This is a genomic window from Pseudosporangium ferrugineum (genome assembly GCF_003002065.1).
Lineage (GTDB): Bacteria > Actinomycetota > Actinomycetes > Mycobacteriales > Micromonosporaceae > Actinoplanes > Actinoplanes ferrugineus_A.
The window spans coordinates 870147-897141 of record NZ_PVZG01000001.1 but is presented as its reverse complement, the minus strand read 5'-3'; the positions used below and the strand labels follow the sequence as shown (position 1 = coordinate 897141).

26 protein-coding genes are annotated in these 26995 nt (G+C 72.2%); 15 read left to right on the top strand and 11 right to left on the bottom strand.

The window, feature by feature from the left end:
* Positions 1–38 precede the first annotated feature (38 nt).
* From CLV70_RS03880 to hpt, 3 genes are all read right to left on the bottom strand, one after another.
* Entirely contained in the window at positions 39–908 is an 870-nt protein-coding gene (locus tag CLV70_RS03880; RefSeq protein ID WP_106124882.1) for a PAC2 family protein, read from the bottom strand.
* 94 nt (positions 909–1002) lie between these two features.
* Positions 1003–1527 (bottom strand): pyridoxamine 5'-phosphate oxidase family protein, encoded by a 525-nt coding sequence (locus CLV70_RS03875; RefSeq protein ID WP_106124881.1) that lies wholly within the window; start codon positions 1525–1527, stop codon positions 1003–1005.
* 117 nt (positions 1528–1644) lie between these two features.
* Positions 1645–2193 (bottom strand): hypoxanthine phosphoribosyltransferase, encoded by a 549-nt coding sequence (gene hpt, locus CLV70_RS03870; protein WP_106124880.1) that lies wholly within the window; start codon positions 2191–2193, stop codon positions 1645–1647.
* A 374-nt stretch (positions 2194–2567) separates the two neighbouring features.
* On the opposite strand from hpt, the gene CLV70_RS03865 reads away from it, so the two are divergent.
* The 3 genes from CLV70_RS03865 to CLV70_RS03855 all read left to right on the top strand — a co-directional run bounded on the left by CLV70_RS03865 (position 2568) and on the right by CLV70_RS03855 (position 5493).
* Positions 2568–3584, top strand: a complete 1017-nt coding sequence (locus CLV70_RS03865; protein WP_106124879.1) for a CDP-alcohol phosphatidyltransferase family protein — start codon at positions 2568–2570, stop codon at positions 3582–3584.
* 319 nt (positions 3585–3903) lie between these two features.
* A complete protein-coding gene (locus CLV70_RS03860) occupies positions 3904–4602 on the top strand; it encodes a hypothetical protein (protein ID WP_146163945.1) in 699 nt (232 codons plus the stop codon).
* A 345-nt stretch (positions 4603–4947) separates the two neighbouring features.
* The gene (locus CLV70_RS03855; RefSeq protein WP_106124877.1) at positions 4948–5493 is read left to right on the top strand and encodes a hypothetical protein; all 546 of its coding nucleotides are present in this window, start codon (positions 4948–4950) and stop codon (positions 5491–5493) included.
* Between the two features lie 202 nt (positions 5494–5695).
* Here CLV70_RS03855 and CLV70_RS03850 read toward each other — a convergent pair whose 3' ends face one another.
* Together CLV70_RS03850 and CLV70_RS03845 are read right to left on the bottom strand one after the other, a co-directional pair.
* Positions 5696–6433, bottom strand: a complete 738-nt coding sequence (locus tag CLV70_RS03850; RefSeq protein ID WP_245907996.1) for a YqjF family protein — start codon at positions 6431–6433, stop codon at positions 5696–5698.
* 334 nt (positions 6434–6767) lie between these two features.
* Entirely contained in the window at positions 6768–7742 is a 975-nt protein-coding gene (locus CLV70_RS03845; RefSeq protein ID WP_106124876.1) for an aldo/keto reductase, read from the bottom strand.
* Between the two features lie 214 nt (positions 7743–7956).
* Between CLV70_RS03845 and CLV70_RS03840 the strand changes: the two genes are divergently transcribed.
* Positions 7957–8694, top strand: a complete 738-nt coding sequence (locus CLV70_RS03840) for a neutral zinc metallopeptidase (protein WP_106124875.1) — start codon at positions 7957–7959, stop codon at positions 8692–8694.
* A gap of 100 nt (positions 8695–8794) precedes the next feature.
* Entirely contained in the window at positions 8795–9442 is a 648-nt protein-coding gene (locus CLV70_RS03835; protein WP_106124874.1) for an HAD family hydrolase, read from the top strand.
* A gap of 157 nt (positions 9443–9599) precedes the next feature.
* Here CLV70_RS03835 and CLV70_RS03830 read toward each other — a convergent pair whose 3' ends face one another.
* The gene (locus CLV70_RS03830) at positions 9600–10544 is read right to left on the bottom strand and encodes an SDR family NAD(P)-dependent oxidoreductase (protein WP_106124873.1); all 945 of its coding nucleotides are present in this window, start codon (positions 10542–10544) and stop codon (positions 9600–9602) included.
* Positions 10545–10652: 108 nt separating this feature from the next.
* Here CLV70_RS03830 and CLV70_RS03825 point away from each other — a divergent pair, with 108 nt between their 5' ends.
* Positions 10653–11321, top strand: a complete 669-nt coding sequence (locus tag CLV70_RS03825; protein WP_106125041.1) for a TetR/AcrR family transcriptional regulator — start codon at positions 10653–10655, stop codon at positions 11319–11321.
* Between the two features lie 153 nt (positions 11322–11474).
* Here CLV70_RS03825 and CLV70_RS03820 read toward each other — a convergent pair whose 3' ends face one another.
* Together CLV70_RS03820 and CLV70_RS03815 are read right to left on the bottom strand one after the other, a co-directional pair.
* Entirely contained in the window at positions 11475–14015 is a 2541-nt protein-coding gene (locus CLV70_RS03820; RefSeq protein WP_106124872.1) for an ABC transporter permease, read from the bottom strand.
* Positions 14015–14782, bottom strand: a complete 768-nt coding sequence (locus CLV70_RS03815; RefSeq protein ID WP_106124871.1) for an ABC transporter ATP-binding protein — start codon at positions 14780–14782, stop codon at positions 14015–14017. Before CLV70_RS03815 ends, CLV70_RS03820 begins: the two co-directional genes overlap by 1 nt.
* A 306-nt stretch (positions 14783–15088) precedes the next feature.
* Here CLV70_RS03815 and CLV70_RS03810 point away from each other — a divergent pair, with 306 nt between their 5' ends.
* Together CLV70_RS03810 and CLV70_RS03805 are read left to right on the top strand one after the other, a co-directional pair.
* Positions 15089–15580 (top strand): toxin-antitoxin system HicB family antitoxin, encoded by a 492-nt coding sequence (locus tag CLV70_RS03810; RefSeq protein ID WP_106124870.1) that lies wholly within the window; start codon positions 15089–15091, stop codon positions 15578–15580.
* A gap of 23 nt (positions 15581–15603) precedes the next feature.
* Positions 15604–16407 carry a DUF4097 family beta strand repeat-containing protein gene (locus CLV70_RS03805; protein ID WP_106124869.1) on the top strand — a complete coding sequence of 268 codons (804 nt, stop codon included), beginning with the start codon at positions 15604–15606 and terminating at the stop codon, positions 16405–16407.
* 119 nt (positions 16408–16526) lie between these two features.
* Here CLV70_RS03805 and CLV70_RS03800 read toward each other — a convergent pair whose 3' ends face one another.
* Entirely contained in the window at positions 16527–17234 is a 708-nt protein-coding gene (locus CLV70_RS03800) for a response regulator (protein ID WP_281260423.1), read from the bottom strand.
* Positions 17235–17682: 448 nt separating this feature from the next.
* Complete coding sequence (locus CLV70_RS03795) at positions 17683–18765, bottom strand: RecB family exonuclease (RefSeq protein WP_106124868.1); 1083 nt, start codon at positions 18763–18765, stop codon at positions 17683–17685.
* Positions 18766–18841: 76 nt separating this feature from the next.
* Here CLV70_RS03795 and CLV70_RS03790 point away from each other — a divergent pair, with 76 nt between their 5' ends.
* The 3 genes from CLV70_RS03790 (at position 18842) to CLV70_RS03780 (ending at position 21630) form a co-directional block, all read left to right on the top strand.
* Positions 18842–20008: a site-2 protease family protein gene (locus CLV70_RS03790; RefSeq protein ID WP_106124867.1), complete on the top strand. Its 1167-nt coding sequence runs from the start codon at positions 18842–18844 to the stop codon at positions 20006–20008.
* A gap of 16 nt (positions 20009–20024) precedes the next feature.
* Entirely contained in the window at positions 20025–20972 is a 948-nt protein-coding gene (locus CLV70_RS03785) for a tRNA (adenine-N1)-methyltransferase (RefSeq protein ID WP_106124866.1), read from the top strand.
* Positions 20973–21039: 67 nt separating this feature from the next.
* On the top strand, positions 21040–21630 hold the full coding sequence (locus CLV70_RS03780) for a hypothetical protein (RefSeq protein WP_170148562.1): 591 nt from the start codon (positions 21040–21042) through the stop codon (positions 21628–21630).
* Positions 21631–21687: 57 nt separating this feature from the next.
* Here the strand turns inward: CLV70_RS03780 and CLV70_RS03775 are convergent, their stop codons facing one another.
* Positions 21688–21981 carry a ferredoxin gene (locus CLV70_RS03775; RefSeq protein WP_106124864.1) on the bottom strand — a complete coding sequence of 98 codons (294 nt, stop codon included), beginning with the start codon at positions 21979–21981 and terminating at the stop codon, positions 21688–21690.
* Between the two features lie 175 nt (positions 21982–22156).
* Between CLV70_RS03775 and arc the strand changes: the two genes are divergently transcribed.
* The 4 genes from arc (at position 22157) to prcB (ending at position 26976) form a co-directional block, all read left to right on the top strand.
* Positions 22157–23938, top strand: a complete 1782-nt coding sequence (gene arc / locus CLV70_RS03770) for a proteasome ATPase (protein WP_106124863.1) — start codon at positions 22157–22159, stop codon at positions 23936–23938.
* Between the two features lie 188 nt (positions 23939–24126).
* Complete coding sequence (gene dop / locus CLV70_RS03765) at positions 24127–25644, top strand: depupylase/deamidase Dop (protein ID WP_106124862.1); 1518 nt, start codon at positions 24127–24129, stop codon at positions 25642–25644.
* 106 nt (positions 25645–25750) lie between these two features.
* Complete coding sequence (locus CLV70_RS03760) at positions 25751–25966, top strand: ubiquitin-like protein Pup (RefSeq protein WP_106124861.1); 216 nt, start codon at positions 25751–25753, stop codon at positions 25964–25966.
* Positions 25967–26136: 170 nt separating this feature from the next.
* Positions 26137–26976, top strand: a complete 840-nt coding sequence (prcB, locus tag CLV70_RS03750; RefSeq protein WP_106124860.1) for a proteasome subunit beta — start codon at positions 26137–26139, stop codon at positions 26974–26976.
* Positions 26977–26995: the final 19 nt, after the last annotated feature.

Genomic DNA, 26995 nt, shown 5'->3' with positions numbered 1-26995 from the left:
GGCCCCGCGACGAGGCGGGGCCAGGGGGATCTCTGCGGCTACCAGGAGCCGGCGGTGGGGCCGGCCGAGCCGCCTCGTCGGCGGAGGTATTTCTCGAATTCGCTGGCGATCTCGTCGCCGGTCAGGGGCTTGATGCCCTCGTCGCCGACGCGTTCCTCGAGTTCGCGGACGTATTCGCCGAGTTCGGCGTCCTGTTCGGCGGCCGCTCGGACGCGCTTCTCCCATTCGTCGGCTTCCTCGGCGAGGTCGGCCAGCGGTACGGGCAGGTCCAGCACGTCCTCGAGGCGGCTGAGCAGTGCCAGGGTCGCCTTGGGGCAGGGCGGGTTGTTGGCGTAGTGCGGGACGTGGACCCAGAAGGACAGCGCGTCGAGGTCGGCGCGGCCGGCGGCCTCCTGGAGGACGCCGACGATGCCGGTGGGGCCGTCGTAGCGGGTCGGGACGACCTTGTACTTCTCCGCGACCTCCTTCTCCGAGGCGGTCCCGCTGATCGGCAGGGGCCGGGTGTACGGGACGTCCGCGAGCAGGGCGCCCAGCAGCACGATCCGGTCGACCTCCAGGCTGTGGCAGACCTCGAGGATCTGCTCGCAGAAGGTGCGCCATTTCATGCTGGGCTCGATGCCGCGGATCAGCACCACGTCGCGGTCCGTGCCGGGCGGGCTGGCCACGGCGAACCGGGTCGTCGGCCACTCGATCTTGCGGGTCTCGCCCTCCGCCATGGTGATGGTCGGCCTGCTGACCTGGAAGTCGTAGAACTCCTCCGGGTCGATGGTGGTGATCTCGCGGGCCTGCCACACCTGCTCCAGGTGTTCCACCGCGGCCGTCGACGCGTCGGCGGCGTCGTTCCACCCTTCGAAGGCGGCGATCGCCACCGGGGAGCGCAGCAGGGGTAGGCCGTCGAACTCTGTCACGATGCCAACCTTTCGTACCTCAGTACCTCAGAGCCTACGTGCCGTCACCGAATCCCACCCGGCGGCGCCCCGGCGGGCCCGGGTGGGGCGGGCCTCACCGGGCCGCGGGGGCGCGCTTCCAGAACTGGCGGGGCGCGTAGCCGTCGCGGCGCAGCCAGTGCTCGGTGTAGACGATGCGGGTCGCCGGCACCACCACCAGCGGACCCAGCGGCGGGTCGTCCAGCGACCGCGACCGCTCCACGTGGTCGGACTGCCAGCGCACCGCCGGCCAGAAGTCGCCGAACTCCGGATCGTCCGGCGACAGGATCCGGGCCTCGCCGAAGACCTGGGCGCCGCGGCTGCTCGCCTGGCCCACCAGGGGCGCGAAGACGCCGATCGAGACGCGCGGGTCGGCCGCGATGTTGCGCAGCTTCGGCGACCCGGCCGCCGAGGTGAACAGCAGGGTGAAGTCGAGGTGGAAGTAGCGGACGGGGGTGGCCAGGGGGCCCGCCGGGCCGGCCGTGGCGAGCACGCACATGTTCTGCGAGGAGAGCAGGTTGAGGATGCGTTCCTCGAGCCGGTCGGTGGGCAGGCGGCCGGACGGCGACGGGCCGGCCAGCCAGGGGTTGGTCACGGGCATGCGTGATCGTGGCACATCGACGCCGGCCGGTCTCGCCCGGTGAGCGCCCGGCGCGGTCGTCCCGCGCCCGGGGCCGGCGTGACCGGCCGCGCCGTCAGTGCCGGCGGCGGGGGAAGGTCAGCGGACCGCGTGCGGGGCGAGCACGGCGGCGCAGCGCAGGTTGCGGTAGTGCCCGCGGTAGTCCAGGCCGTAGCCCACGATCAGGCCCGGCTCCACGTCGAAGCCCACGTACGCCGGCACGTCGAAGGCGGGGGTGTTCGGCTTGCGCAGCAGCGCGCACACCGCGATGGAGGCGGGGCCGCGCTGCCGCAGGTTCCCGATCAGCCAGGACATCGTCAGGCCGGTGTCGATCACCGTCTCGGCGATGATCACGTGCCGCCCCTCGATCTCCAGATCAAGATCCTTGAGCAGGCGTACGGAGCCGGAGCTGCGCTTGCTCGTCGTGTACGAGCGCACCGCCATCCAGCCGATCTCGACCTGGCTCTCGAGCGACCGGGCCAGGTCCACGGTGAACGTGGCGGCCCCGCCGAGCACCCCGACGAGCACGGGCTCCCGGCCGGCGTAGTCCTTGTCGATCGTCCGCCCGAGCTCGCCGACCCGGGTCAGGATCCGCTCCTCGGTCAGCAGCACCGAATCCAGATCGTCCGCCACATGCTCGGCGTCCACTCGTCGTCCCCCCGGAAGGTCGGCCGGCCCGTACCGTCCCGGAATCCTGACATGCGAGGGCACGCGGGCCAACCTGATCCGTCGCCCGATCGAGGTCAGCCCCGCCCGGTGATCTTCCTCACGAGCCCAAGATCACCGTACGTGATCAAGCACTGCTCCTTACGTACACAAGAATCGCCGGAAGGGATCCGCTGCTCGGACGGGGTCCGCCGGAGCCCGGGGTGGTCCGTTGTTCATGATCGTCTATCGCCTATCGGCCGAACATGTCGCTGTTTGTCCCGCTTCTTGCCCAGGCATCTATGCTGCGAGACGGTCTCCTGTAATGTCCGCGCGTCTCACTATTCATGTATTCATCACCCCGGTGGAGTTGTGGCATGGCACGACGCTTCACGCTTGACGAGATCCGTACGCGTACCTATAAGGATCGCGACGCCTGGTGGACGGTCTGGTTGGTCGACCCGCTGGCCTCGCGGCTCGTCTGGCTGGTCGCGCCGATCCGCTGGGTAACCCCCAACCTGCTCACCATGGGCGCGTTCATCCTTGGGGTGGTGTCCGCGTACTGCTTCGCCCAGGGCGACTACCCGTGGCTGGTCGCCGGCGCCGTCCTCTTCCACTTCAGCTTCGTGCTCGACTGCATGGACGGGAAGATCGCCCGGCTGAAGGGCACCGGCTCGGTCTTCGGCTCCTGGCTCGACTACGTCTTCGACCGCCTGCGCGTGGTCGTGTGCGGCGTGGCCCTGATGGCCGGCCAGTACGAGCGCACCGACAACATCCACTACCTGTGGATGGCCGGCCTGGTCATCTTCCTCGACGGCTTCCGCTACCTGAACGCCCTCCAGATGGGCAAGGTCAAGAACGACATGCGGCGCCGCCTGGAGGCGGCCCAGGGCGAGGGCGCGGCCGCGCCGATGTTCGTCGAGGAGACCGACGCCGAACACCCGGTGGGCGCGGCGGTCACGGCCACGACAGCCACCGACGGTACGGGGGCGGAGCGCCCCGTGGTCGACGTGTACGGCGACTTCCGCACCAAGTTCAGCGCCTTCGTCCGCGTCCGCAACATGCTCGTCCGGCAGCGGATCCGCGCGCACCTGTTCAGCGGCATCGAGTTCCAGATGTTTATCTTCATCATCGGCCCGGTCACCGGCCAGATCATCCCGGTCACGATCGCGTCGGCGGCCCTGCTCACCGCGTTCGAGCTGCTGCTGATCTACAAGCTCTGGACGGCGACCCGCAGCTACACCCGCCAGCTCGCCAAGCTCGGCGTCACCTCCGAGGCCCAGGCCGAGGCGGTCGCCACGGCGGCGGGCGTCGAACCGGTCGAGCAGGTCGTCGACGGCGACCAGCTCGGCGCCGACACCATGAGCCTGCCCACGGTGTCCGCCCGCAACTGATCCCTGGCCACCGCCCCGGCCGAACCGCGACCGGCCGCCCACGTCCTGTGGGCGGCCGCCGTCGTTCCTGCCCGCCGGCTTTCCGTTGCCGCCCTCCTGCCGTTGTCCCCGCCCGGCCGCCGCCGTTGCCGCCTGCGCGCCGCCGCCCGCCGCCCGCCGCTTGCCTGCCGAGCCCTCTTTGCCGTCGTTTCTTACCGTGCGCCGGCATGGCGGCTCTTGCCCGGCGTGCGGGTCTCGCGGGGCCGTGCGGCGGCGGTCATGATCGCGCGGCGGGCGGGTAACCTGCGGAATCGCGCGTGGCGTGGCAAGCTGTCCCGCCATGGATGGGGTGGTGCTCGTTGCCGGGCTGCTTCTCTGCGTGGCCGTCGTGGTCGTCCTCGTCGTCCTGGCAGCCGTCGTCGGCCGCCGGCGCGAGCGGGAACGCCGGGAGGCCCTGCAGGGCTGGGCGGCGGCCCACGGCTGGATGCTCGTACCGAATCCCGCCGTGGACTGGAGCTCCCGCCTGCCGGGCCGCAACCGCCGCGGCGTGACGCTGGCGCTCACCGGCCCCCTGTGGGGACGCCGAGCCAGCGTCGCCGACTACTCGTACACGGAGACCACCTCGACCAGCACGCCCGACGGCAACGGCGGCACCACCCACGGCACCCGCTCGACCACCCACCACTACACGGTCCTGGTCGTCCACCTGGACCGGCCGTCCGCGTACGTCGGCATCCAGCCCCGCGGCACCCTCTCCAAGTGGGGCCGGGCCCTGTTCGGCGCGGGCAGCACCCTCGGCCACGAACGCTTCGACCACGACTTCCGCGTGGTGGGGGAACCGGCCGGATCGCCGTACCCGCTGAGCGGTTCCCTCCTGCAGGCCCACGTAGACGGCGCCGTGCCGGCCTGGACCCTGCAGGGCGCGGACCTGATGACCTTCACCCCCGGCCGCCTGAAGGACCCGGCGTCGATCCCGGGCCTGCTGGGCTCGCTCTACCGCGTCGCCGACCTCCTGACCGGCCGCCCTCCGGCCGTCTGACCCAACCCGCCGCTGGTCGTCCTCCGGCCGTCTGACCCAACCCGCCGCTGGTCGTCCTCCGGCCGTCTGACCCAACCCGCCGCTGGTCGTCCTCCGGCCGTCTGACCCAACCCGCCGCTGGTCGTCCTCCGGCCGTCTGACCCAACCCGCCGCTGGTCGTCCTCCGGCCGTCTGACCCACCCCGCCGCTGGTCGTCCTCCGGCCGTCTGACCCAACCCGCCGCTGGTCGTCCTCCGGCCGTCTGACCCACCCACCGCCGGCCGCCCTCCGGCCGTCTGACCGACCCGGCCGCGGGGACCGCCGAACCGGGAGTCGGCGGCGGCATTTGCCCGCATAATCGGTTTTGTGGAGGATCATCCGCTCGAGGTCGGCGAGGACGCGACCACCTTCTTCCAGCCCCGCGCCATGGTCTTCGTGACCATGCTCTGGGTGATAGCCCTCGGCTCGCTGGCCTGCGTCCTGCTGATCCTGCTGGTAGCGCTCGCCCTCGGCGTCCGCCCGACCGCCGGTGACCTGGTACGGGCCGTGGAGGCGCTGCTCATCGTGCCGGTGGCGGGCGCGGGCCTGATCGTCCTGGCGGCGTGGAACCGCTTCGGCTGGCTCAAGAGTTCCATCCGCGGCCTGGAATTCGGTGCCACCGGACGGCGAGGCGTGCACCTACCCTGGTCGGCGGTCGCCGCGGTCGGCCTGCGCCGGTGGGGCCCGTTCACCGAACTCGTGATCACCCCGTCCACGATGACCGCGGTGACCGAGCTACCCGGCCCGGGCCGCCGCCCCCGCCTGCTGCGCCGCGACTCGGGCCCCGCATTCCTCCTGGACGTCGGCCTGATGTCCCCGGGCCCGGACGTCCTGCTCGCCGAACTCCACCGCCGCATCCCGGCCCGCGTCTGACCCGGCCCGACTACGGCTTGCCGCGGTTGCCCCTCCCGGCGGTGGGGTCCCGGTTGCCCTCCCGGCGGTGGGATCCCGGTTTGCGGCTGCCGGTGCCTCCGGTCCCGGTCTTCTCCGTGCGGTCGGCGTCCGGCGCCGGTCCGCGGGTCGCACCGGCCCGCGTGTGTCGGATCCCGCCGGGTCCCGATGCTGGCCGGTGGGGTCAGGTTGCGGCGACTGCCGGGCCGCCGAAGGTCACCGGGACGCCGGGGGAGTAGAGGACGCTGACCGGGGGTTCCGTCATCGCCGGGAGGCCGGCGGCGGGGAGCAGGCCGTCGTCCAGTTCGAGGAGTTCGGCGCGGGCGAGCGGCCATTGCGGGTGCTCGTTCGGCAGGTGCACGGTGCGGCCCCAGGCGCGGGTGTGCAGACCCCAGCGGGCCGTCAGGAAGTGCTCGAGGGGCGTGGGTTCGTCGAGCGGGGCTCCCACGCGTACCGAAAAGGCCGTCCGGGCACCCCGCGGCCCGGGCCATCGGCGGGTGCTGGCGTAACGCAGGACGCCGTCGTTCTTCTCAAGGGACATCCGGGACCATTTGTACGGCAGGCGCAGCGTCGCCTGCGCGGTGAGCACGGGCAGCAACCGCTCGGCGTCCAGCGACAGGAACACCACCGCCCGCCGTCCCCGGTCGTCGACGCTGTAGAGGCGCACATTCGTCTCGAGGAACGTGCCCAGGTACGGAATCCCCGGCCCGCGCAACGGCCCGAGCTTCACCATCCGGAACCCGATCAACCCGACGTACGCTACCCCGTCGAGCGTGTCCGGCACCGTGCCACGAGGCAGGAACGGCGACACCGTCTCCGGCGGCACCGCCCAGTGCAGAAACGCCAGGTCATGCCAGCTCTGTACAAGCCACGGCCGGCGCACCGGACGCATGGTCTCGGGCGTGACATCCTCGATCCGCACGCGCCCATCATGCCCCGCCCCGCCCCGCCAAGCCCGGCCCCGGTCCCGGTCCCGGTCCCGGTCCCGGTCCCGGTCCCGGTCCCGGCCCCGGCCCCGGCCCCGGCCCAGCGTGTGTCCGGCCGGGGCATGCGTCTGGTCGGCCAGGCGCCGGGTCCGGGAAGGCGTCCGGTCGGCTGCAACGGGCCGAGCCGCGCCGAGCCGCGCTGGGTCGCGTCACGCTGGGTCGCGTCACGCCGGGTCGCGTCACGCCGCGTTGGGTCGCGCCGGATCGGGTCGGGTTGGGCCGTGCCGGATCGGCCTGCCGTGCAGCAGGGTGAGGGGTGGAGCGCCGGGGCTAGTGGTTGATTTCCGACATGTCTGCGTAGCGTTCGCCGGTTGGTGGGCGGATGGCTGTCAGGCGGGCGAGTTGGGCGGTGGTCAGGCGTACGGAATCGGCTGCGGTGTTTTCTTCGAGCCTTGTCACCCGCTTGGTGCCGGGGATCGGGGCGAGGTCGTCGCCCTGGGCGAGGACCCAGGCGAGGGCGATCTGGGCCGGGGTCGCGCCGGCCTCGGTGGCCACGGCTCGGACCTCGTCGACGATGCGCAGGTTCTGCTGGAGGTTGTCGCCCTGGAAGCGGGGGTTGCCGCGGCGGAAGTCGTCCCGGTCGAAGTCCTCGGCGGAGCGGATCGCGCCGGTGAGGAAGCCGCGGCCCAGCGGGGAGTAGGGGACGAAGCCGATGCCCAGCTCGCGCAGGGTCGGGAGCACCTCGGCCTCCGGGTCGCGGGTCCACAGCGAATACTCCGACTGGACCGCGGTGATCGGGTGGACGGCGTGCGCCCGGCGGATCGTCTCCGGGGCGGCCTCGGACAGGCCGATGTGCCGGATCTTTCCGGCGTGCACCAGGTCGGCCAGGGCCCCGACGGTCTCCTCGACCGACACCTTCGGGTCCATGCGGTGCTGGTAATACAGGTCGATGTGGTCGGTGCCGAGCCGCTTGAGTGAGCCTTCGACCGCCGCGCGCGCATTGTCGGGGTGGCCGTCCAGGGTGCGGCCGCCGTCGCCGCCGCGGTGCGAGAGCAGGCCGAACTTGGTGGCGATCACCGCCTCGGCGCGGCGGCCGGCCAGGGCGCGGCCGACGAGCTCCTCGTTCGTGTACGGCCCGTAGAGCTCGGCCGTGTCGAACAGGGTGACGCCCAGCTCGAGGGCGCGGTGGATGGTCCGCACGGACTCGGCGTCGTCGGTGCCCTTGCCCGAGTAGAAGGCCGACATTCCCATGCAGCCCAGGCCCAGACGGGACACGTCGAGCCCGGCGAGCGATACCTGCTTCACGGTTGTCCTCCGGCGAGTAGTCCCTTCGCAAGTTACGCCCGGCGGGAGCGACTCGCCCGGGCCGCGGCGGTGTCCAGCGACACACCCTCCGGCGCGGCGGGGCGACTCGCCGGGCGGACCTGGCATCGGAGTGGCACACACCCTGATCCGCGCGCGGGCGGCCCTCCGTATCGTGGAGGTACCCCGGTCTCGCCTGCCCCTCGGAGGACCCCGCATGCCGGTGCCACGCAACCGCCTCGCGATCCCGGCTCTCGTCGTGGGGGCCCTGGTCGCCCTCGGTTGCGTGGCCGCGCCCGAGGCGCCGTCCGGCCAGCCGCAACGTCCCGCCCAGACGCGGACGACCGAAGCGGGCAAGCCCGCCGACCCCGATGTCGACGGTACGGACACAGTCGAGGAATTCCAGTCCGACGTCGAATCGGCGCGCAGGATCGCCGAGGAGTACTGGGAGGCGCAGTTCCGGCGGTCGGGGCTGACGTTCCAGCCGATCGCCGAGCTGATCCCGTACGACGAGAAGGGCGAGGTCGAGTGCGGGGGCCAGGCGCTCGGGCTGCGGAACGCGGCCTACTGCTCGGCGGGGGACTTCATCGCGTACGACGCGGACTGGGCGTTCGCCGCGTTCCGGCAGATCGGCGATGCGTTCATCTTCTACCTGCTCGGCCATGAGTACGCGCACGCTATCCAGCGGCGCCTCGGCATCCAGAAACAGTTCACGATCCAGCAGGAGTTGCAGGCCGACTGCATGGCCGGGGCGTACATCGGCGACCAGGAGAAGGCGAACCGGCTGCGGCTGGACGACGGCGATCTGGACGAGCTGGCGCGCGGCCTCCAGGCGGTCGGCGACGACCCGGGCCAGCCCTGGTTCGCCGAGGGCGCGCACGGCACCGCCCAGCAGCGGACCAGCTCTTTCAGCAAGGGGTACCGGCGTTCGCTGGACCCCTGCAACCTGTCGTAGCGGTCACACCGGGCGACGCCGGGGCGCCCGGCGAGGAACAATGGGACCTCGACGTTCGGCGCTCGGGAGGCCTGCCCTGACATCACGACAACCGGCCGCGGTGCTCTTCGACATGGACGGCACGCTGGTCGACAGCGAGAAGGTCTGGGACGTGGCGCTGCACGAGCTGGCCGCGCACGCCGGCGGGACGCTGTCCGAGTCCGCCCGGCTCGCGATGATCGGCAGCAGCATGGCCACCTCGATGCGGATCCTGCGCGAGGACCTCGGCCAGCCCGACCGCGACGAGCCCGCCGACGTGGAGTGGCTCGAGCGGCGCGTCGAGGAGTTGTTCGCCGAGGGGCTGGTCTGGCGGCCGGGCGCGATGGAGCTGCTCCGGGCCGTCCGGGCGGCGGGCCTGCCGACGGCGCTGGTGACCTCGACCGGGCGCCGGCTCGTCGAGGTCGCGCTGGAGACGCTCGGCCGGGAGAATTTCGACGTGGTGGTCTGCGGCGACGAGGTGTCGGCGCCCAAGCCCGACCCGGCCCCCTACCGCCGTGCGGCCGAACTGCTCGGCGTGCCCGTCGACGAGTGCGTCGCGATCGAGGACTCGCCGACCGGCATGGCCAGCGCGGTGGCGTCGGGCGCGGCGGTGCTGGCGGTCCCCGCCGAGCTCGAGTTGCCACCGACCGACGGGGTCCACCTGCGCGACACGCTCGTGGGAGTGGACCCCGCCTACCTCGCGACCGTCTTCGCCCGCGTCACCACCTGACCCCCGGAGCGGGCCGGAGCCCGGAGCGGGCCGGACCCCGGAGCGGGCCGGACCCCAGAGCGGGGCCGGACCCCGGAGCGGGGCCGGTCTCAGAGCGGGCGGGGTCGAGACCGGGAATCCCCGGGCGGGGCCGGGACCGGGAATTCCGGCCGCGGGGTTACCTGGTGGCCGGCCCGGCGGGGATCGGGTGCCGGTGGGGCTCGATGACCGGGAACGTCACGCCGGTCAGGTCCTCGGAGACGGACCAGAGGCGCTGCTGGACGGCCACCTCGTACGAGGCCGGGCTGGAGGTCACCAGGCGGGGGTGGCCCTTGATCTGCCGGCGTCCGCCGGGGCCGTAGTACTGGCCGCCGAGCGTTGCGGGGTCGGTGGCGGCGCGCAGGGTCGGCAGCGCGCCCATCGCCGGCGTCTGGGCCAGGAGCGGGGCCAGCCAGGTGATCGGCACGCGGAAGGCCGCGGGGGTGTTGCGGGCCAGTTCGGTGCTGGACAGGCCGGGGTGCGCGGCCACCGCGATGGTGGTGCCGTGGGCGGCGAGCCGGCGCTGCAACTCGTACGTGAACATCAGGTTGGCCAGTTTGGATTGGCCGTACGCGGCGGCCCGGCCGTACGAGCGCTGCCAGTGCAGGTCGTCGAAGTGGATGGCGGCGCGGATGCGGTGGCCGGTGCTGCTGACCGTGACCACGCGGGAGCCGGGCACGGGGAGCATGCGGTCCAGCAGCAGGCCGGTGAGCGCGAAGTGGCCGAGGTGGTTGGTGCCGAACTGCAGCTCGAAGCCGTCGCGGGTGGTCCGTTTCGGGGTGTACATCACGCCCGCGTTGTTGATCAGCAGGTCGATGCGGCCGAGACGGGACCGCAGGGCCGCCGCGGCCGTACGGACGGAATCGAGGGAGGTCAGGTCCAGCGCCTGCACCGTGACGTCGCCGGTCATGCGGGCCGCCGCCGCCTTGCCCTTGGCGACGTCGCGCACCGCGAGGACGACGGAGGCGCCGCGCTCGGCGAGTGCCTTGGCGGTCTCGTACCCGAGGCCCGTGTTGGCGCCGGTCACCACGGCCACGCGTCCGTGCTGGCCCGGGATGTTCGCCGTGGTCCAGTTCTCGCTCATGCCGACTCCCTGTTCGCTAACGTACCGAAGGTATCTTGTGCCGTTCACGTTAAAGTACCCCCGGTACGGTGTCAACGTACCGGGGGTACTTAAGTTAGGATGGTGGTCGTGACGTTCCAGCGGGCCCGGACCGAACAGCAGCGCGAGCTCCGCCGTCAGTCCATCCTCGACATGGCGTCGGCGATGCTCGGGGAGATGCCGGTCGCCGCCGTCACCCTCAACGAGCTCAGCCGCCGGGTCGGCCTGGCGAAACCGAACGTGCTGCGCTACTTCGAGTCCCGCGAGGCGGTGCTGCTCGAGTTGCTCGACCGCTTCCTGCGGGAGTGGCTGGCCGACCTGGCGGACGAGCTCGCCGCCGGCGTCGGTGGGGGTCTGCCCGTCGGCGAGCGGGCCGCGGCCCTGGCCGGCACCCTCAGCCGTTCACTGTCCGGACGCCCGGTGCTGTGCGAGCTGTTCGCCGCGCAGGGGAGCGTGCTGGAGCACAACGTCTCGGTCGAGGTGGTCGCCCGCTACAAGCACGCCTCGCTGGACCGCCTCGCCGACATGACCGCGCTGGTCCGCAAGTACCTGCCGGAGCTCGGCGACGAGACGACGTTCTTCAGCTTGCAGGCCCTGCTCACCGCGGGCGCGCTCGCGCCCTATCGCACGCCGCCGGCCAGCCTGGAGGCCGCCTACGAGGGCGACCCCGAGCTGGCCCGCTTCCGCCTCGACCCGGCCCCCTTCCTCGAGCAGGCTCTGACCGCGACCCTCCTCGGCGCCCTGCCCCGCCACCCGTAAACCAGCGCTGCCCGCCGCCCGTGAAACAAGCGCCGCCCGTGGAACAAGCGCCGCCCGTGAAGACAAGCGCCGCCCGTGAAACAAGGACTGCCCCGCCGCCCACAGCGGCCCGGAAGGGCCGGTAACGGGCAGCGGGGCAGGGCGACGAGGGCCTCAGTCGTGGGCGATCGCCCCGAGGACGTTGAGCCGGGCCGCCCGGATGGCCGGCAGCACCGCCGCGATCACCCCGACCAGCGCCGCCAGCACCAGGTACGTCCCCATCCGGGACCAGGGCAGCACGAGCTCCGTGATGCCGTCGCTCTCCAGGGCGCGGGTCACCGCCGTACCCATGCCCGCCCCGACCGTCACGCCCAGCAGGGCGCCGAAGACCGAGATCACGACGGCCTCGACCGTCACCATGCGCATGGTCTGGGCCCGGCCGAGGCCGACCGCGCGGAGCAGCCCGAGTTCGCGGGTGCGTTCCAGGACCGACAGCGCCAGGGTGTTGATCACGCCGAGGACCGCGATGAGGATCGCCAGCGCGAGCAGGATCTGGATCATGGTGATCAGCGTGTCGAAGGTGGCGGCCTGATCGTCGACGAACGCGGCCGCGTCCGTCGCCGACACCTCGGGACTGTCCGCCACCAGCGCCTTGACCTGCGGCAGGACCGCCGAGACCGGGACGCCGTCGTCGAGGCGCACGAAACCCAGAACCGGTTGGGGTACGCCGAAGTCCCGGGTCGCCGCCGCCGGGAGCATGATCCGGCCGGGCAGGGAGTCCTCCGGGTACGTGGCCGCGACGGTGTACGTGCGCTCCTTGCCGCGCGACGCCTGCACGGTGACGGTCGAGCCGACCTGCCAGCCACGCTCCGCCGCCTCGGGCACGCTCACCGCGATCTGGTCGTCCTCCAGCGCGTTCAGCGAGCCGCCGGTGCCGTACGTCTGGGCCAGCGCGGCCAGGTCGTCGGTCGCGTTCACGTACTGCTTGTCGCCGTCGATGACGACCTGGTCGCTCCACAGGCCGGCTGCCGCGCGTACCCCCGGGATCTGGGCGGCCCGGCGCACGACGGCCGGATCGTACGTCGGCGCCCGCGGCCCGTTCTGATCGCCGCTGATCATGATCTGGGCCTTCAGGACCCGGGCCGCCTCCGCCTTGAGGCTGCTCTTCGCCGAGTCCATGATCACGGTGACGCCGGTGACCAGGGCGATGCCCACCATCAGCGCGGCGGCGGTGATCGCGGTCCGGCGCGGGTTGCGGCCCGAGTTGAGCCGGCCCAGGCGGCCCGGCAGCGACCACGAGAACAGCCGGCCCAGCAGGCTCACCACGGGCCGGCTGACCAGCGGCGTCAGCAGCGCGATGCCGATGAACGAGACCAGGACGCCGCCGAGGATGAGCCACAGCTCGGCGCCGGTGTCCGCGAACAGGCCGACGCCCAGCATCGCGGCGCCGGCGGCGGTGACCGCCCCGCCGGCCGCGCTGATCCTCGTGAGCGGCCGGTCCGGCGTGGCGACGTCCTGCATCGCCGCGACCGGCGCGATCCGTGCCGCCCGCAGCGCCGGCAGCACCGCGGCCACGACCGTGACCAGCACGCCGACCACGAAGGAACTGATCACCGCGGTGGCCGGCACCGCGAGCGGCGCCAGCTCCAGGCCGCCCCCGCCGAAGGACGCGAACAGGTACGCCAGCAGCGCGCCCACCCCGACCCCGGCCGCGAGCCCGAGCACCGCCGCCACCAGCCCGATCACGACCGCCTCGACGAGCACCGAGCCGATGACCTGCCGGCTGCTCGCCCCCAGCGCCCGCATGAGCGCCAGTTCGCGGGTCCGCTGCGCCACGATGATCGAGAAGGTGTTCAGGATCAGGAACACGCCGACGAACAGCGCCACGCCGGCGAAGCCGAGCAGGATCTGACCGAAGAAGGCCAGCCCTTCCTGGAGGTCGGCGGCGTTCTCCTCGGCGAGCTGGTCGCCGGTCTTGACCACGTAGCCGGCGCCGAGCGCGGGGGCGATCCGGTCGCGCAGCGCCTCCGGGGTCACGCCGCCGGCCGCCTGGACGCGTACGGAGGTGTAGGAACCGGGGGCGTCCAGCATCAGCTTCTGCGCGACCGGCTCGGTGAAGGCGACCTCCTGGACGCCGCCGAGGCTGTCCCGGTCGCCGCTGTAGCCGTAGATGCCGACGAGCGTGAACGTCTTCTTCGGCTCCAGCGTCAGCACGCCGACGCGGTCGCCGACCTTGATCCCGGCGCCCTCGGCCACGGTCGCGTTGACGGCGATCTCGTCGGCGCCGGTCGGGCCGCGACCCTCGCGCAGCGTGACGAGGTCGTCCTCGCCGGTCCAGGCCACGCCCAGCCGCGGCGGTCCCATCGAGGTCAGGACCTTGCCGTCGCTGCCGATCACCCGGGCACCGTCGGCCTCCACGAGACCGGTTGCCGACCGTACGCCGGGAAGGGTCTTGATCTTGTCGACGGCGGACGCCGGCAGGGGAGCGGCGACCTGCTCGCCCTCGAACTCCGAGACCTCGACCTTGGGCTCGGCGGTCACGGAGACGTCCGTGGTGGAGTACGCGCTGGCGAAGACCGTGTCGAAGGAGCGGCTCAGCGTGTCGGTGACCACGAACGCCCCGGCGACGAACATGACGCCGAGCACGACCGCCAGCCCCGACAGGATGAGCCGCAGCTTGCGGGCCAGCAGGCTCTTGAAGGTGGCGCGCAGCATCAGAGCATCACCGGTTCGGCCTGCGTGTCCAGCCGCTTCATCAGGTCCAGGACGGTCTCGGCGGTCGGGTCGGCGAGCTCGTCGACGATCTGCCCGTCGGCGAGGAAGACGACGCGGTCGGCGTAGCTGGCGGCGACCGGGTCGTGGGTCACCATCACGATCGTCTGCTGGTGCTCGCGGACGCTGGCCCGCAGGAAGGACAGCACCTCGGCGCCGGACCGCGAGTCCAGGTTGCCGGTCGGCTCGTCGGCGAAGATGACGTCGGGCCGGCCGATCAGGGCCCGCGCGCACGCGACGCGCTGCTGCTGGCCGCCGGACAGCTGGCTGGGCCGGTGGCTGAGCCGGTCGCGCAGGCCGACGGTGTCGATGACGATGTCCCACCACTGCGGGTCCGGCTTGCGCCCGGCGATGTCGAGCGGCAGCCGGATGTTCTCCTTGGCGCTCAGCGTGGGAAGCAGGTTGAACTGCTGGAAGATGAAGCCGATCCGGTCGCGGCGCAGCCGGGTCAGCGTCTTGTCGTTGAGCTTGCTGACCTCGGTGTCGCCGACGTGCACGGTCCCGCGGTCGACCGTGTCCAGGCCGGCCAGGCAGTGCATGAGCGTCGACTTGCCGCTGCCGGACGGGCCCATGATGGCCGTGAACCGGCCCCGCCCGAACTCCGCGGTCACGCCCCGGAGCGCGACGACCCGCGCCTCGCCCGAGCCGTAGACCTTCCAGACCTCGTCGGCCCGGGCCGCCGCCGGCCGGTCGGCATTCGTCGCTGCCACTGTCGCCCCCTGAAATATCCGTCTTCGCTTCCGCGCCGGGCGCGTCCCGGCGGGTGCCGCGTTCTCGATGCCGTCCGCCGCGGCCGGGCGGTCCCGGCGCGCCGCGGTGGTCCGGCCGGGCTGGTCGCCCGGCCGGCTCCGTCAGTCTTTCGGCGGCGCCGGGCCGGGGCGTCCGCCTGGGGTCGGAGGGTGACGCGAGATTTCGCTGAGGGTCGTCACCCAGGGCCTCTCAGGGTTTTCCCCGGAACCTCTCATGACGTCATCATGGCGGTTGACAGACGTCAACGATGACGTCATATTGGCGACATGGACCTCACGCCGTACCTGGAGTCGCTCCAGGCCGACCTCGCAGCCGCCGCCGCGCCGGGCGGCCCGGACACGACGCGGGCCGGCGAACTGCTCGGTCACGCCCTCGAGGCGTCCGCGCGGCTCGCCCTGCTCCAGGCCCTGTCGGACGCCACGGCCGAGATCACCACCAAGCTGCACGGGCCCGTCGTCGACGTGCGTCTGCGCGGCCGGGAGGCCGACCTCGTGGTCAGCCACGCGCCGGTCGAGCCGCCGCCCGACCCCCCGCCGGCGCCGCCCGCGGCCGAGAGCGGCGACCTGGCCCGGCTCACCCTGCGCATGCCCGAGGCCCTCAAGGCGCACGTGGAACAGGCCGCCGCGGCCGAGGGCATCTCGGTCAACGCCTGGCTGGTGCGCGCGGTCGCGGCGGCCGCCTCCGGCACGTCCGTCCCGCCGTCCCCGCAGGCGCCCCGCCGCACCGGCCGCCGCATCACCGGATACGCGCAGGCCTGAACCCCTTCCGGGAAGGAAACGCCATGCCCGAGTTCGACCTCACCGGCCCCGTCACCGTCTCGCTGCGCCTGCACCGCGGCAGCGCGGACGTCATCGCCGAGGACCGCACCACCGCCCGCGTCGACGTGATCGCGCCCGACGGCACCGACGCGTCCGCCCACCTCACCATCGCTCTGGAGGGCGGCACGCTGATCGTGCACGCCCCGGATGCGGCGGGCTGGGGGTGGCGGCGTACGCCCGGGGCACACGTCACGGTGCGGGTGCCGCTCGACAGCACCGTGGCGGCCAGGTCGGCGGCGGCGGACCTGCGCCTGGCGGGCCGCTACTCGACGGTGCACGCCAGCCTCTCCTCGGCGCACGTACGGCTGGAGCACGCCACCGGCGACGCCCGGCTCAAGTCGGCCTCCGGGAACGTCCTCGCGGACCGCGTGGACGGCTCGCTGCGCCTGAACTCGGCCTCCGGCGCGCTGTGGGCGGGTGACGTCACCGGTGACGTCAACGCCAGCACCGCCAGCGGGAACATCACGGTCGCCAGGGCCGGCGGCTCGGTCAGCGCGCGGACGGCCTCCGGCACGGTGGAGATCGGCGTCATGACCCGCGGCCGCGCGGACCTCGCCACCATGTCGGGCGACGTGGTCGTGGGCGTCACGCCGGGCACGGGCGTCTGGCTCGACCTCAGCACGGCCACAGGCTCGACGAGCAGCGACCTCGCGATGGGGGACGCGCCGGCGGAGGGCCGGGCGGCGGCCACGCTCGAGCTGCGCGTCCGTACGGCGAGCGGCAACATCGACGTGCACCGGGCGCTCACCCTCCCGGCCGTGGCCTGACGCCGCGCCCGTTCTGCGGCCGGGCGCCGGGCGCGTTCTGCGGTCGGGCGCCGGGCGCGTTCTGCGGTCGGGCGCCGGGCGCGTTCTGCGGTCGGGCGCCGGGCGCGTTCTGTGGCGGGTCAGCCGCCGGGCCGGACCAGGCCGGTCTCGTAGGCCAGAACGACCGCCTGCACCCTGTCCCGCAGCCGGAGCTTGGTCAGCAGGTGACCGACGTGTGTCTTCACGGTCGTCTCGCTCACCAGCAGCGCCCGGGCGATCTCGGCGTTCGAGTGACCCTTGGCGACGTGGACCAGCACCTCCCGCTCGCGCTCGGTGAGGGTGTCCAGCGCGGGCGCCGCCGCCGTGGTCTCCGCGGCGGGCAGGGTCTCGGCCAGCCGGATCAGCAACCGGTCGAGGATCAACGGCGCGACGACCGCACCCCCGGACGCCACCGTACGGATGGCAGCCACGAGCTCGTCCCCCGGCACGTCCTTGCACAGGTATCCGGAGGCCCCGGCGGCGACGGCCCCCAGCACCGTCTCGTCGGCGTCGTCGGTGGTCAGGATGAGCACCCGCACGGGCAGCCCCGATCCGGCGATCCGCCGCGTGACAGTCAGCCCGTCCAGTCGCGGCAGTCGCAGATCCATGACGACGACATCGGGCAGCAGCCGCCGGGCCAGCTCGACGGCCTCGGCACCGTCCCCGGCCTCCCCGACGACGGCCAGCCCGCCGGCGGCGAGCGCCATCCGCAACCCCGCCCGCAGCATCGGCTGGTCATCGGCGAGCAGCACCCGGACGGTACGCACACCGGCGGCCCCGGCCACACCCTCACCGTCGCCCGCAGCCACCGCCAGCCTCCCCGTACCGGTTCCGGCGCTCACCCTAAGCGATCGGCCCCCGGACCCGACGCCCCGTCCCGAGGTACGGCCATCCCCGCCCGGCCCGCCCGGCCCGCCCGGCCCGCCCGGCCCGCCCGGTCTGGCGCGGCCCGGCCGGTGTGGCGCGGCCCGGCCGGTGTGGCGCGGCGCGGCGCGGTGTGGCGCGGTGTGGCGCGGCCCGGTCTGGTCCGGGCCGGGCCGGCGTGGTCCGGAGCTGCGCGGCTCCACCCCGCTCGGTGGCCGGGTTCGCCCGGCTCGGTCGCCGGGCCAGGGCGCGGTCGTCAGGCCGGGGGCGCGGTCGTCAGGCGGGGTCGCCTCGATGATGGAGAAGGCGATCGGCGTGGCGACGATCCGGTCCACGCGGAGCCGGCGGGCCGGGGTGGGCGGCGGGCCGGGGTGGACGGCGGGCCGGGCGGGGTCAGGGTTCGCGGTGGTCGGGTGGGGCCTGCGATTCGTCGGGGGACTGGTCCTGGGTTGCGGTCGCGGGCCGGGCGGGGGGTTCCGGGTAGGGGGGTGGGGTGCCGCCGAACTCCGGGCAGAACTGCTGGTGGCTGCACCAGCCGCAGAGCCGGCTGGGCTTGGGGCGGAAGTCCCTGTCCTGCTTGGCGCGTTCGATGGCCTGGGACAGGGCGACCAGGGTGCGTTCGAAGCGTTCGAGCTCCTCGGCGTCGGGGCTGTAGTCGCAGATCTCCGCGTCCTTGAGGTAGAGCAGGCGCAGGACGCGGGGGACGACGCCGCGGGTGCGCCACAGGACCAGGGCGTAGAACTTGAGCTGGAACAGGGCGCGGCCCTCGAAAGCCTCGCGGGGGGCGCCGCCGGTCTTGTAGTCGACCACGCGCAGGTCGCCGGCGGGGGAGACGTCGAGGCGGTCGATGTAGCCGCGGATCAGCAGTTCGTCGTCGACCAGCGTGGAGACCAGGCTCTCGCGCTCGGCCGGCTCGAGGCGCTGCGGGTCCTCGACCGCGAAGTAGCCGTCGAGCAGCTCGCCGGCGTCGGCCAGGAACGCCTCCAGCCGCGCCGCCTCGTCCGACGGCATGCCGGGCAGCGGCTCCGTCCCGTTCGCCACGACCGCCGGATCCCACCCCGCGCCCGGAACAGCACCGGCGGTGGGCTGGGCGGGGACCTGGGCCGGGGCGGGGCGGTCGTCGAGGGGCCGGTCGAGGACCGGGACGGGCGCCGGGGCGTCCTCCGCCACCGAGAACAGCCCGGACAGCGCCGGCTCCTCGGCCACCAGCCGTTCCCACTGCGGTGCCACCAGGGCCGCGGCGGCGGCCGGTGTCCGTTGCTCCGCCGGGAGGTCGAAGAGGCGCTCCAGGACGGCGTGCACCAGCGTGCCGCGGACCTGGTCGCGGGTCGGCTGCTCGGGGAGGCGGTCGATGGTGCGGAAGCGGAAGAGCAGCGGGCAGGTCTTGAAGTCCGCCGCCCGTGACGGCGAGAGCGAGGGCCCGGCGGGCCGTTCCCGGCCGGGCTCGGAGGGGGACAAAACAGTTTCTGCCGTCATGGGGGTAAGGCTAGGGGAGGGGTACGACGAAACCGGCCACGCGGGCCTCTCAGACTCGGTCCGTAGCATCGATGCCGTGGACGACAGCAGGCAGCGGAACCGGCCCGCCCGGCGGCGCGGCGGCCGGGAGGTCGCGCGGGTGCTCGGCATCCCGGTCTTCGTCAATGCCTCCATGCTGCTGCTCGCGGTGCTGGTCACGGTCGTCTACGGCGGCTACGCGGAGAACGAGCTCGGCCTGGCGGCCCCTTTCGCGTACGCGGTGGGCCTCGGTTTCGTGGTCTGTCTGCTGGGTTCGGTGCTGCTGCACGAATTGGGCCACGCCCTGACGGCCCGGCGGTACGGCATCGGTGTGCGCGGTATCACCCTCGAGCTCCTCGGCGGCTGGACCGAGATGGACCGGGACGCGCCGACCCCGCGCGTCGACGCGCTGGTCTCGCTGGCCGGGCCGGCCGTCTCTCTGGTCCTGGGCGTCCTGGCCACCGCCGCCGCCCTGCTGCTCCCCGGCCGTACGGTGGCCGGGGAAATAGCCTTTCAGCTCGCCGCCAGCAACATCATCGTGGCGATCTTCAATGTGCTGCCCGGGTTGCCGCTGGACGGCGGGCGGGCGTTGCGGGCCGGGTTGTGGGCGGTGACCAGGGACCGGAACCGGGCCACCGAGCTGGCCGCCTGGTCCGGGCGGGCGATCGCGTTGCTGACCGCCTTCGCCGTGTTCACGCTCTACCGGCTGGACCTGCTGACCCTCTTCGGCCTGGTGTTCATCCTGCTCGTCGTGTTCACGCTGTGGCAGGGCGCGGGCCAGTCGATCCGGCTCGCGCGGATGACGCGGCGGTTCCCGCTGGTCGATCTCGCGAAGCTGGCGCGCCCGCTGTTCGCCGTACCGTCGGGAACGTCGATCGCGGAGGCGCAGCGCCGCGCCGATGCGGCCGAGCCGGCGCGCAAGGGTCTGGCGGTGGTCGATTCGAGCGGCCGGGTGGTCGCGCTGGTGGACGGCACCGCCGCGGCCGCCGTCCCGGCCGAGCGGCGGCCCTGGGTGAGCGTCGACAGCGTCGCGCGCGACGTGGCGCGGCTGCCCGCCATGCGGGTGGGGCTGACCGGCGAGCAGGTGGTCCGGGCCGTTCAGGCCCACCCGGGTGCTCAGTACGTGGTGACCTCAGGCGAGGATGTCGTCGGCGTGCTGAACGTCGCGGATCTGGCCGAGCTGCTGGAGCCGCGCCGCCCGGCCCGCCGCCCCGCCGCGAGGTAGACCGAGAGAGGGATCTGTGACCGTTCAGGAAAACACCGTCGCCGCCGAGCCGGTGCCCGCCCACCGGGGCCCGTTCCGCCCGGGCGACCGTGTGCAGCTCACCGATCCCAAGAATCGCATGCACACGATCGTGCTGGAGCCCGGCAAGGCGTTCCACACCCACCGTGGCGCGCTGGAGCACGACGCCCTCATCGGCCTGCCGGACGGCAGTGTCGTCACGTCCAGCGGCGGCACGGCGTACCTGGCGTTGCGTCCGCTGCTCTCCGACTACGTGCTGTCGATGCCGCGCGGCGCGCAGGTCATCTACCCGAAGGACGCCGCGCAGATCGTCGCCATGGGTGACGTCTTCCCGGGCGCGAAGGTGATGGAGGCCGGCGTCGGCTCGGGGGCGCTCACCTGTTCGCTGCTGCGGGCCGTCGGGGGCAGCGGCGAGCTGCATTCGTACGAGCTGCGGGAGGACTTCGCGGCCATCGCGCGCAAGAACGTCGAGGCGTTCTTCGGCGGCCCGCACCCGGCCTGGCACCTGCACCACGGCGACGTGGCGGACGCCACCGGCACCGGCTTCGACCGGATCATCCTCGACATGCTGACCCCCTGGGAGGCCCTCGGCATGGTCGAGAAGGCGCTCGTGCCCGGCGGGGTCTTCATCGGGTATGTGGCCACCACTCCGCAGCTCTCCGAGCTCGTGGAGGCGCTGCGGGAGCGCGGAGGCTGGACGGAGCCGCGCGCGTGGGAGTCGCTGGTGCGCGACTGGCACGCCGAGGGCCTGGCCGTACGCCCGGACCACCGGATGATCGCGCACACCGCCTTCCTCGTGTCGGCCCGCAAGCTGGCACCCGGCGTCACCGCCCCGCCGCGCCGGCGCAAGCCGAGCAAGGGCGCCGAGGCGTATGCGCTGCGCCGGGCCGCTCAGGCCGCCCTGGCCGCGGAGCGCGCAGAGATCGACGGCGATCCCGGGGTGTGACGTCCCGGCGCGCGTCCGGTAGTTTCCGTCGCGGATCCGATGGCTTGGGGAGGAACGGGTGCCCGCGATGAGTTCTCCGCCGTTCGGGGGAAGCAACGAGATGCCGGCGGTCTTCCCGGACTGGTCGCCGTACGAGGACCTGGACTCGGCCGCGCGCGCCTACCTGCGCGACCCCGAGGTGGCGCTGGACGCGCTCTTCGGCGTGCTGCGCGGGGCGTCCGTGCTGTGTTTCACGCTGGAGCGCTTCGTCAACGAGGTCAACGGCGTCTGGCAGGAGGTCGTCATCTGTGACGGCAGTCGGCTGGTGCTGTGGCACGGCGAGGACGTGGCGCCCGGGGACGGCCCGGTCGGCTCGATGACCTCGTCGCTGCGGGTGGTGCCGCTGTCGACCGTCACCGAGGTGGGGTGCCGGCGGCGCCTGACCCGGACCTCCAGCGGGCAGGCGCGGGTCGACAGCATCGACGTCTACCTGCTGCTGAGCTCGGTGGACGACGCGGTGCCGCCGCCGGGGATGGCCGAGGAGGAGGGCCGGGCCGCGTTGCGCCACGACGCGCTGCGCTTCGGCAAGACCCTCGACGACGGCGGGCCGGGGCAAATCGCCCGACTGGAGGAATTTTCCCGGATAGTCGCATCTTTGGTCGGCCGCCCGACACTGTGACATTTTCCGCTCTTGCCGGGCTTGGCGTGCTCCGGCCCGGCAGGAGCGCGGAAGGGCTCAGTCCGCGTCCGGACCGGCCACTTCCACGTCGTCCGAGGCGCGCACCACGTGGATGCAGTCGCCCGGGCACTCCTTCGCCGCGTCGATCACCTCGAGGCGCAGCCGTTCCGGCACCCCGGTGCGCACGCCAGGGCTCTGCAGCAGCTCACCGCCGCTGTCCTTGACGTACGCGAGGCCGTCGATGTCGAACTCGAACACCTCCGGGGCGTACTGCACGCAGAGCCCGTCGCCGGTGCACAGGTCCTGATCCACCCAGACCTGGAGTTCATCAGTTTCGGTCGGTGCGGACACCGAACACCTCCCATGTTTCGCCCGCTCCGACGGTACCCGAAGGGTCTGACCACCCGGTGCGCCCACCTGACCCAATCGATCAAGGTTCAGTGACGAGGGTGTTGCATGGGTCGAAATCCGCCCCGCACCGGTTAGTCTTTCTCTCAAGACGTTCGAGCCCCCGGGGAGGTGGGACGTGGCACGTAGCGACGAGGCGGATTCACGCGCCGCACGTTGGGAGAAAGAGGCCAACGATCTCTCCAGCCAGGTTGCGTTCCTGCAGGAGGAACTCGCTCTGGTACGGCGCAAGTTGACCGAAAGCCCCCGACACGTCCGGCAGCTCGAGGAACGGCTCGCGGCAACGCAGGCGCAGCTGGCCCGGCTGACCGAGAACAACGACCGGCTCGTGGCGACCCTCAAGGAAGCCCGGGCTCAGATCGTCACTCTCAAGGAAGAGATTGACCGGCTCGCCCAGCCGCCCAGCGGCTACGGCGTATTCCTGGCCGCCCACGAGGACGGCACCGTCGACGTCTTCACCGGCGGGCGCAAGCTCCGGGTGGCCGTGTCCCCGTCCCTCGAGGTCGAGGAGCTCAAGCGGGGGCAGGAGGTGCTGCTCAACGACGCGCTCAACGTGGTCGACGCGTTCGGCTACGAGCGGGTCGGCGAGGTCGTCCTGCTCAAGGAGGTCCTGGCCGGTCCGGGCGGCGCCCCGGGAGACCGGGCCCTGGTCGTCTCGCACGCCGACGAGGAGCGGATCGTCCACCTGGCCGACTCGCTCGAGATCTCCAAGCTGCGGGCCGGCGACTCGCTGATGATCGAGCCCCGCTCGGCGTACGCGTACGAGCGGATCCCGAAGAGCGAGGTCGAGGAGCTCGTCCTCGAGGAAGTGCCGGACGTCGACTACACCGACATCGGCGGTCTGCACTCGCAGATCGAGCAGATCCGCGACGCGGTGGAGCTGCCGTTCCTGCACGCCGACCTGTTCCGGGAGCACCAGCTGCGCCCGCCGAAGGGCATCCTGCTCTACGGCCCGCCCGGCTGCGGCAAGACCCTGATCGCCAAGGCGGTCGCCAACTCGCTGGCGAAGAAGATCGCCGAGCGCCGCGGCGAGGAGAAGCACACCAGCTACTTCCTCAACATCAAGGGTCCCGAGCTGCTCAACAAGTACGTGGGTGAGACCGAGCGGCACATCCGCCTGGTCTTCCAGCGGGCGCGGGAGAAGGCCGGCGAGGGCACGCCGGTGATCGTGTTCTTCGACGAGATGGACTCGATCTTCCGGACCCGTGGCTCCGGCGTCTCCTCCGACGTCGAGAACACCATCGTCCCGCAGCTGCTCAGCGAGATCGACGGTGTCGAGGGCCTGGAGAACGTCATCGTCATCGGCGCCTCCAACCGCGAGGACATGATCGACCCGGCCATCCTGCGCCCCGGCCGGCTCGACGTGAAGATCAAGATCGAGCGCCCGGACGCGGAGGCGGCGAAGGACATCTTCGCCAAGTACATCCTCCCCGGCCTGCCGCTCAGCTCTGAGGACCTCGCCGAGCACGGTGGCGACGCCGACGTCACGGTCGCGGCCATGATCGAGGCGGTCGTGCTCCGGATGTACACGGAGTCCGAGGAGAACCGCTTCCTGGAGGTCACCTACGCCAACGGTGACAAGGAGGTCCTGTACTTCAAGGACTTCAACTCCGGCGCGATGATCCAGAACATCGTCGACCGCGGCAAGAAGATGGCGATCAAGGAGTTCCTCACCTCCGGCAAGAAGGGGCTGCGCCTGCAGCACCTGCTCGACAGCTGCGTCGACGAGTTCCGCGAGAACGAGGACCTGCCCAACACCACCAACCCGGACGACTGGGCCCGCATCTCCGGCAAGAAGGGCGAGCGGATCGTCTACATCCGCACGCTCGTCTCCGGCGGCAAGGGCGCCGAGGCCGGCCGTTCCATCGAGACCGCCAGCAACACCGGTCAGTACCTGTAACAGACGCTCGCGGACGCGGGCGGAGGTCGTCCTCCGCCCGCGTCTTCCCATCTCCACGTCGTCCCGCTGTGGCGCCTGATGACCACTGTGCGTGCCGTTACGCGTACGGCCCGGGGCGAGAACCGATACGGAAGCGTCTAGGCTCGATACATGGGCAACGGCAGCACAGTGGCGGGCAGGGTGGTCGCATGAGCGTTCGACGGATTATGGGCACCGAGGTCGAGTACGGCATCTCCGTGCCGGGGCAGCCCGGCGCCAATCCGATGGTCACGTCCTCCCAGGTCGTCAACGCGTACGGCGCCCGCCCCGAGCTCAACCGCGGCGGCCGGGCCCGGTGGGACTACGAGGAGGAGTCGCCGCTGCGCGACGCCCGCGGGTTCACGTATTCCGGCGCGGCGTACGACCCGGCGGACGCCCTCGCCGACGAGGACCTCGGTCTGGCGAACGTGATACTCACCAACGGCGCCCGCCTCTACGTCGACCACGCCCACCCCGAGTACAGCACGCCCGAGTGCACCAACCCGCTGGACATCGTGCGCTGGGACAAGGCCGGCGAGCGCGTCATGGCCGAGGCGTCCCGGCGCGCCGCGACGATCCCCGGCACGCACCGGATCCAGCTCTACAAGAACAACACCGACAACAAGGGCGCCTCGTACGGTGCGCACGAGAACTACCTCATGCGCCGCCAGACGCCCTTCGCGGACATCGTCGCCCACCTGACGCCGTTCTTCGTCACCCGGCAGATCTTCTGCGGCGCCGGCCGCGTCGGCCTCGGCCAGGACGGCTCCGGCTCCGGCTTCCAGATCTCGTCGCGCGCGGACTTCTTCGAGGTCGAGGTCGGCCTGGAGACCACGCTGAAGCGGCCGATCATCAACACCCGCGACGAGCCGCACTCCGACGCGGACAAGTACCGCCGCCTGCACGTCATCATCGGCGACGCCAACCTCTCCGAGATCGCCACGTACCTGAAGATGGGCACCACGGCGCTGATCCTCAACATGATCGAGGAGAAGGTGTTCACCGGCGAGCTGGGCGTGGCCGACCCGGTCTCCGAGCTCAAGGCGGTCAGCCACGACCCGTCCCTGAAACACCTCATGCGGCTGCGCGACGGCCGCCGGCTCACCGCCCTGGACCTCCAGTGGGCCTACTTCGAGCGGGCCCGGGCGTTCGTGGACGAGCGCCAGGGCGCCGACGTCGACGAGCAGACCGCCGACGTGCTGGACCGGTGGGAGGACGTGCTCACCAAGCTCGGCGACGACCCGATGAGCTGCTCCGACCAGCTCGACTGGGTGGCCAAGCTGCGCCTGCTCGAGGGCTACCGCGACCGCGAGAGCCTCCCGTGGTCGTCGCCCAAGCTCCAGCTGGTCGACCTCCAGTATTCCGACGTACGCCCGGAGAAGGGCCTCTACCACCGCCTGGTGGCCCGGGGCTCGATGAAGACGCTGCTCGAGCCGGAGGAGACCCAGCGCGCGATGGTGGAGCCGCCCGAGGACACCCGGGCGTACTTCCGCGGTCAGTGCCTGGCCCGGTACGCGTCCGAAGTGGTCGCGGCGAGCTGGGACTCGGTCATCTTCGACGTGGGCCGCGAGTCGCTCGTGCGGGTCCCGATGATGGAGCCCGAGCGGGGCACCCGCAAGCACGTCGGGGCGCTCTTCGACAGGTGTGACACCGCCAAGGACCTGCTCGAGGTGATCACGAGCCGATGAGCCGGTTCGCCGGGAGAGAAACACGCGGGCGGGCAGCCGTTTTCGTCGTACCGGCGAGGTAGGTTTTTCCCAACCCGAAGCGGTTGGGTGTTGAAGGGGGACAGGGATGGCAACGCGAGACACCGGCGGTCAGTCGCAGTCCGGCAAGGGCAAGCGCGACGAGGAGATCGAGGACGTCACCACCGAGGCCAACCCGGAGGTTGCCGAGCGGCACGCCGAGATCACCGAGGACGTCGACGACCTGCTCGACGAGATCGACTCCGTCCTGGAGGAGAACGCCGAGGAGTTCGTGCGGGGTTACGTGCAAAAAGGCGGCCAGTAGGGCGAACGCCCTCTAACGGACATCTGCCGCGCCGGATCGACACCTCGATGGCGATGATCGCGTCGGTCCGGCGCGCGGGATATTGTGCTTCAACTGCGACGGCGGGCCCGGGTGGTCACGGGACGGCCCGTACCCCTCGCCGCCGCGATCACGTTTTCGAGAGGAACCACGTGGCAGCGGGTTTTGATCCATCCGGGCGTCTTCCAGATGTGTTCACCAACGCGGGGACGTCATCCTTCACGCAGTTCCTGAGTCAGGCCGCCCCCGAGCTGCTGCCGGGCCGCCGGCCGTTGCCGCCGGGCCTGTCGGCCGACATCGCGCCGCACGGCACCACGATCGTCGCCATCGCCACCACCGAGGGTGTCGTGATGGCCGGTGACCGGCGCGCCACCATGGGGAACCTGATCGCCAGCCGCGACATCGAGAAGGTGCACCCCGCCGACGCGTATTCGCTGATCGGCATCGCCGGCACCGCGGGTATCGGCATCGAGCTCATGCGCATCTTCCAGGTCGAGCTGGAGCACTACGAGAAGATCGAGGGCGCCATGCTGTCCCTCGACGGCAAGGCCAACCGGCTCGCCGCGATGGTGCGCGGCAACCTGGGCGCGGCCATGCAGGGCCTCGCCGTCGTGCCCCTGTTCGCGGGCTTCGACCTGTCCCCGGCCGACCCGGGCCGGGTCGGGCGCATCTTCAGCTTCGACGTCGCGGGCGGGCTCTACGAGGAGACCGGCTTCGACGCGATCGGCTCGGGTTCGCTGTTCGCCAAGGCCGCCCTCAAGAAGCGGTACCGGCCGGGCATCGGCACCCAGGAGGCGATCCGGCTCGCGGTCGAGGCGCTCTACGACGCCGCGGACGACGACACGGCGACCGGCGGGCCCGACCTGACCCGCAAGATCTACCCGGTGGTCATGACCGCCACGGCGGACAGCACCCACCGGCTCACCGAGGCCGAGATCAACGCGGTGGCCGAGGAAGTGGTCGCCGGACGCATGGAGAACCCGGGCGGCTGAGCGGCGCCCCGCCGCCCGC

Excerpts from the sequence above, each read along its gene's own strand:
- CLV70_RS03875 (WP_106124881.1), bottom strand. The coding sequence starts at position 1,527 with ATGCCCGTGACCAACCCCTGGCTGGCCGGCCCGTCGCCGTCCGGCCGC.
- CLV70_RS03865 (WP_106124879.1), top strand. The coding sequence starts at position 2,568 with ATGGCACGACGCTTCACGCTTGACGAGATCCGTACGCGTACCTATAAG.
- CLV70_RS03860 (WP_146163945.1), top strand. The coding sequence starts at position 3,904 with ATGGATGGGGTGGTGCTCGTTGCCGGGCTGCTTCTCTGCGTGGCCGTC.
- CLV70_RS03840 (WP_106124875.1), top strand. The coding sequence starts at position 7,957 with ATGCCGGTGCCACGCAACCGCCTCGCGATCCCGGCTCTCGTCGTGGGG.
- CLV70_RS03830 (WP_106124873.1), bottom strand. The coding sequence starts at position 10,544 with ATGAGCGAGAACTGGACCACGGCGAACATCCCGGGCCAGCACGGACGC.
- CLV70_RS03820 (WP_106124872.1), bottom strand. The coding sequence starts at position 14,015 with ATGCTGCGCGCCACCTTCAAGAGCCTGCTGGCCCGCAAGCTGCGGCTC.
- CLV70_RS03810 (WP_106124870.1), top strand. The coding sequence starts at position 15,089 with ATGGACCTCACGCCGTACCTGGAGTCGCTCCAGGCCGACCTCGCAGCC.
- CLV70_RS03805 (WP_106124869.1), top strand. The coding sequence starts at position 15,604 with ATGCCCGAGTTCGACCTCACCGGCCCCGTCACCGTCTCGCTGCGCCTG.
- CLV70_RS03795 (WP_106124868.1), bottom strand. The coding sequence starts at position 18,765 with ATGACGGCAGAAACTGTTTTGTCCCCCTCCGAGCCCGGCCGGGAACGG.
- CLV70_RS03780 (WP_170148562.1), top strand. The coding sequence starts at position 21,040 with ATGAGTTCTCCGCCGTTCGGGGGAAGCAACGAGATGCCGGCGGTCTTC.
- dop (WP_106124862.1), top strand. The coding sequence starts at position 24,127 with ATGAGCGTTCGACGGATTATGGGCACCGAGGTCGAGTACGGCATCTCC.
- CLV70_RS03760 (WP_106124861.1), top strand. The coding sequence starts at position 25,751 with ATGGCAACGCGAGACACCGGCGGTCAGTCGCAGTCCGGCAAGGGCAAG.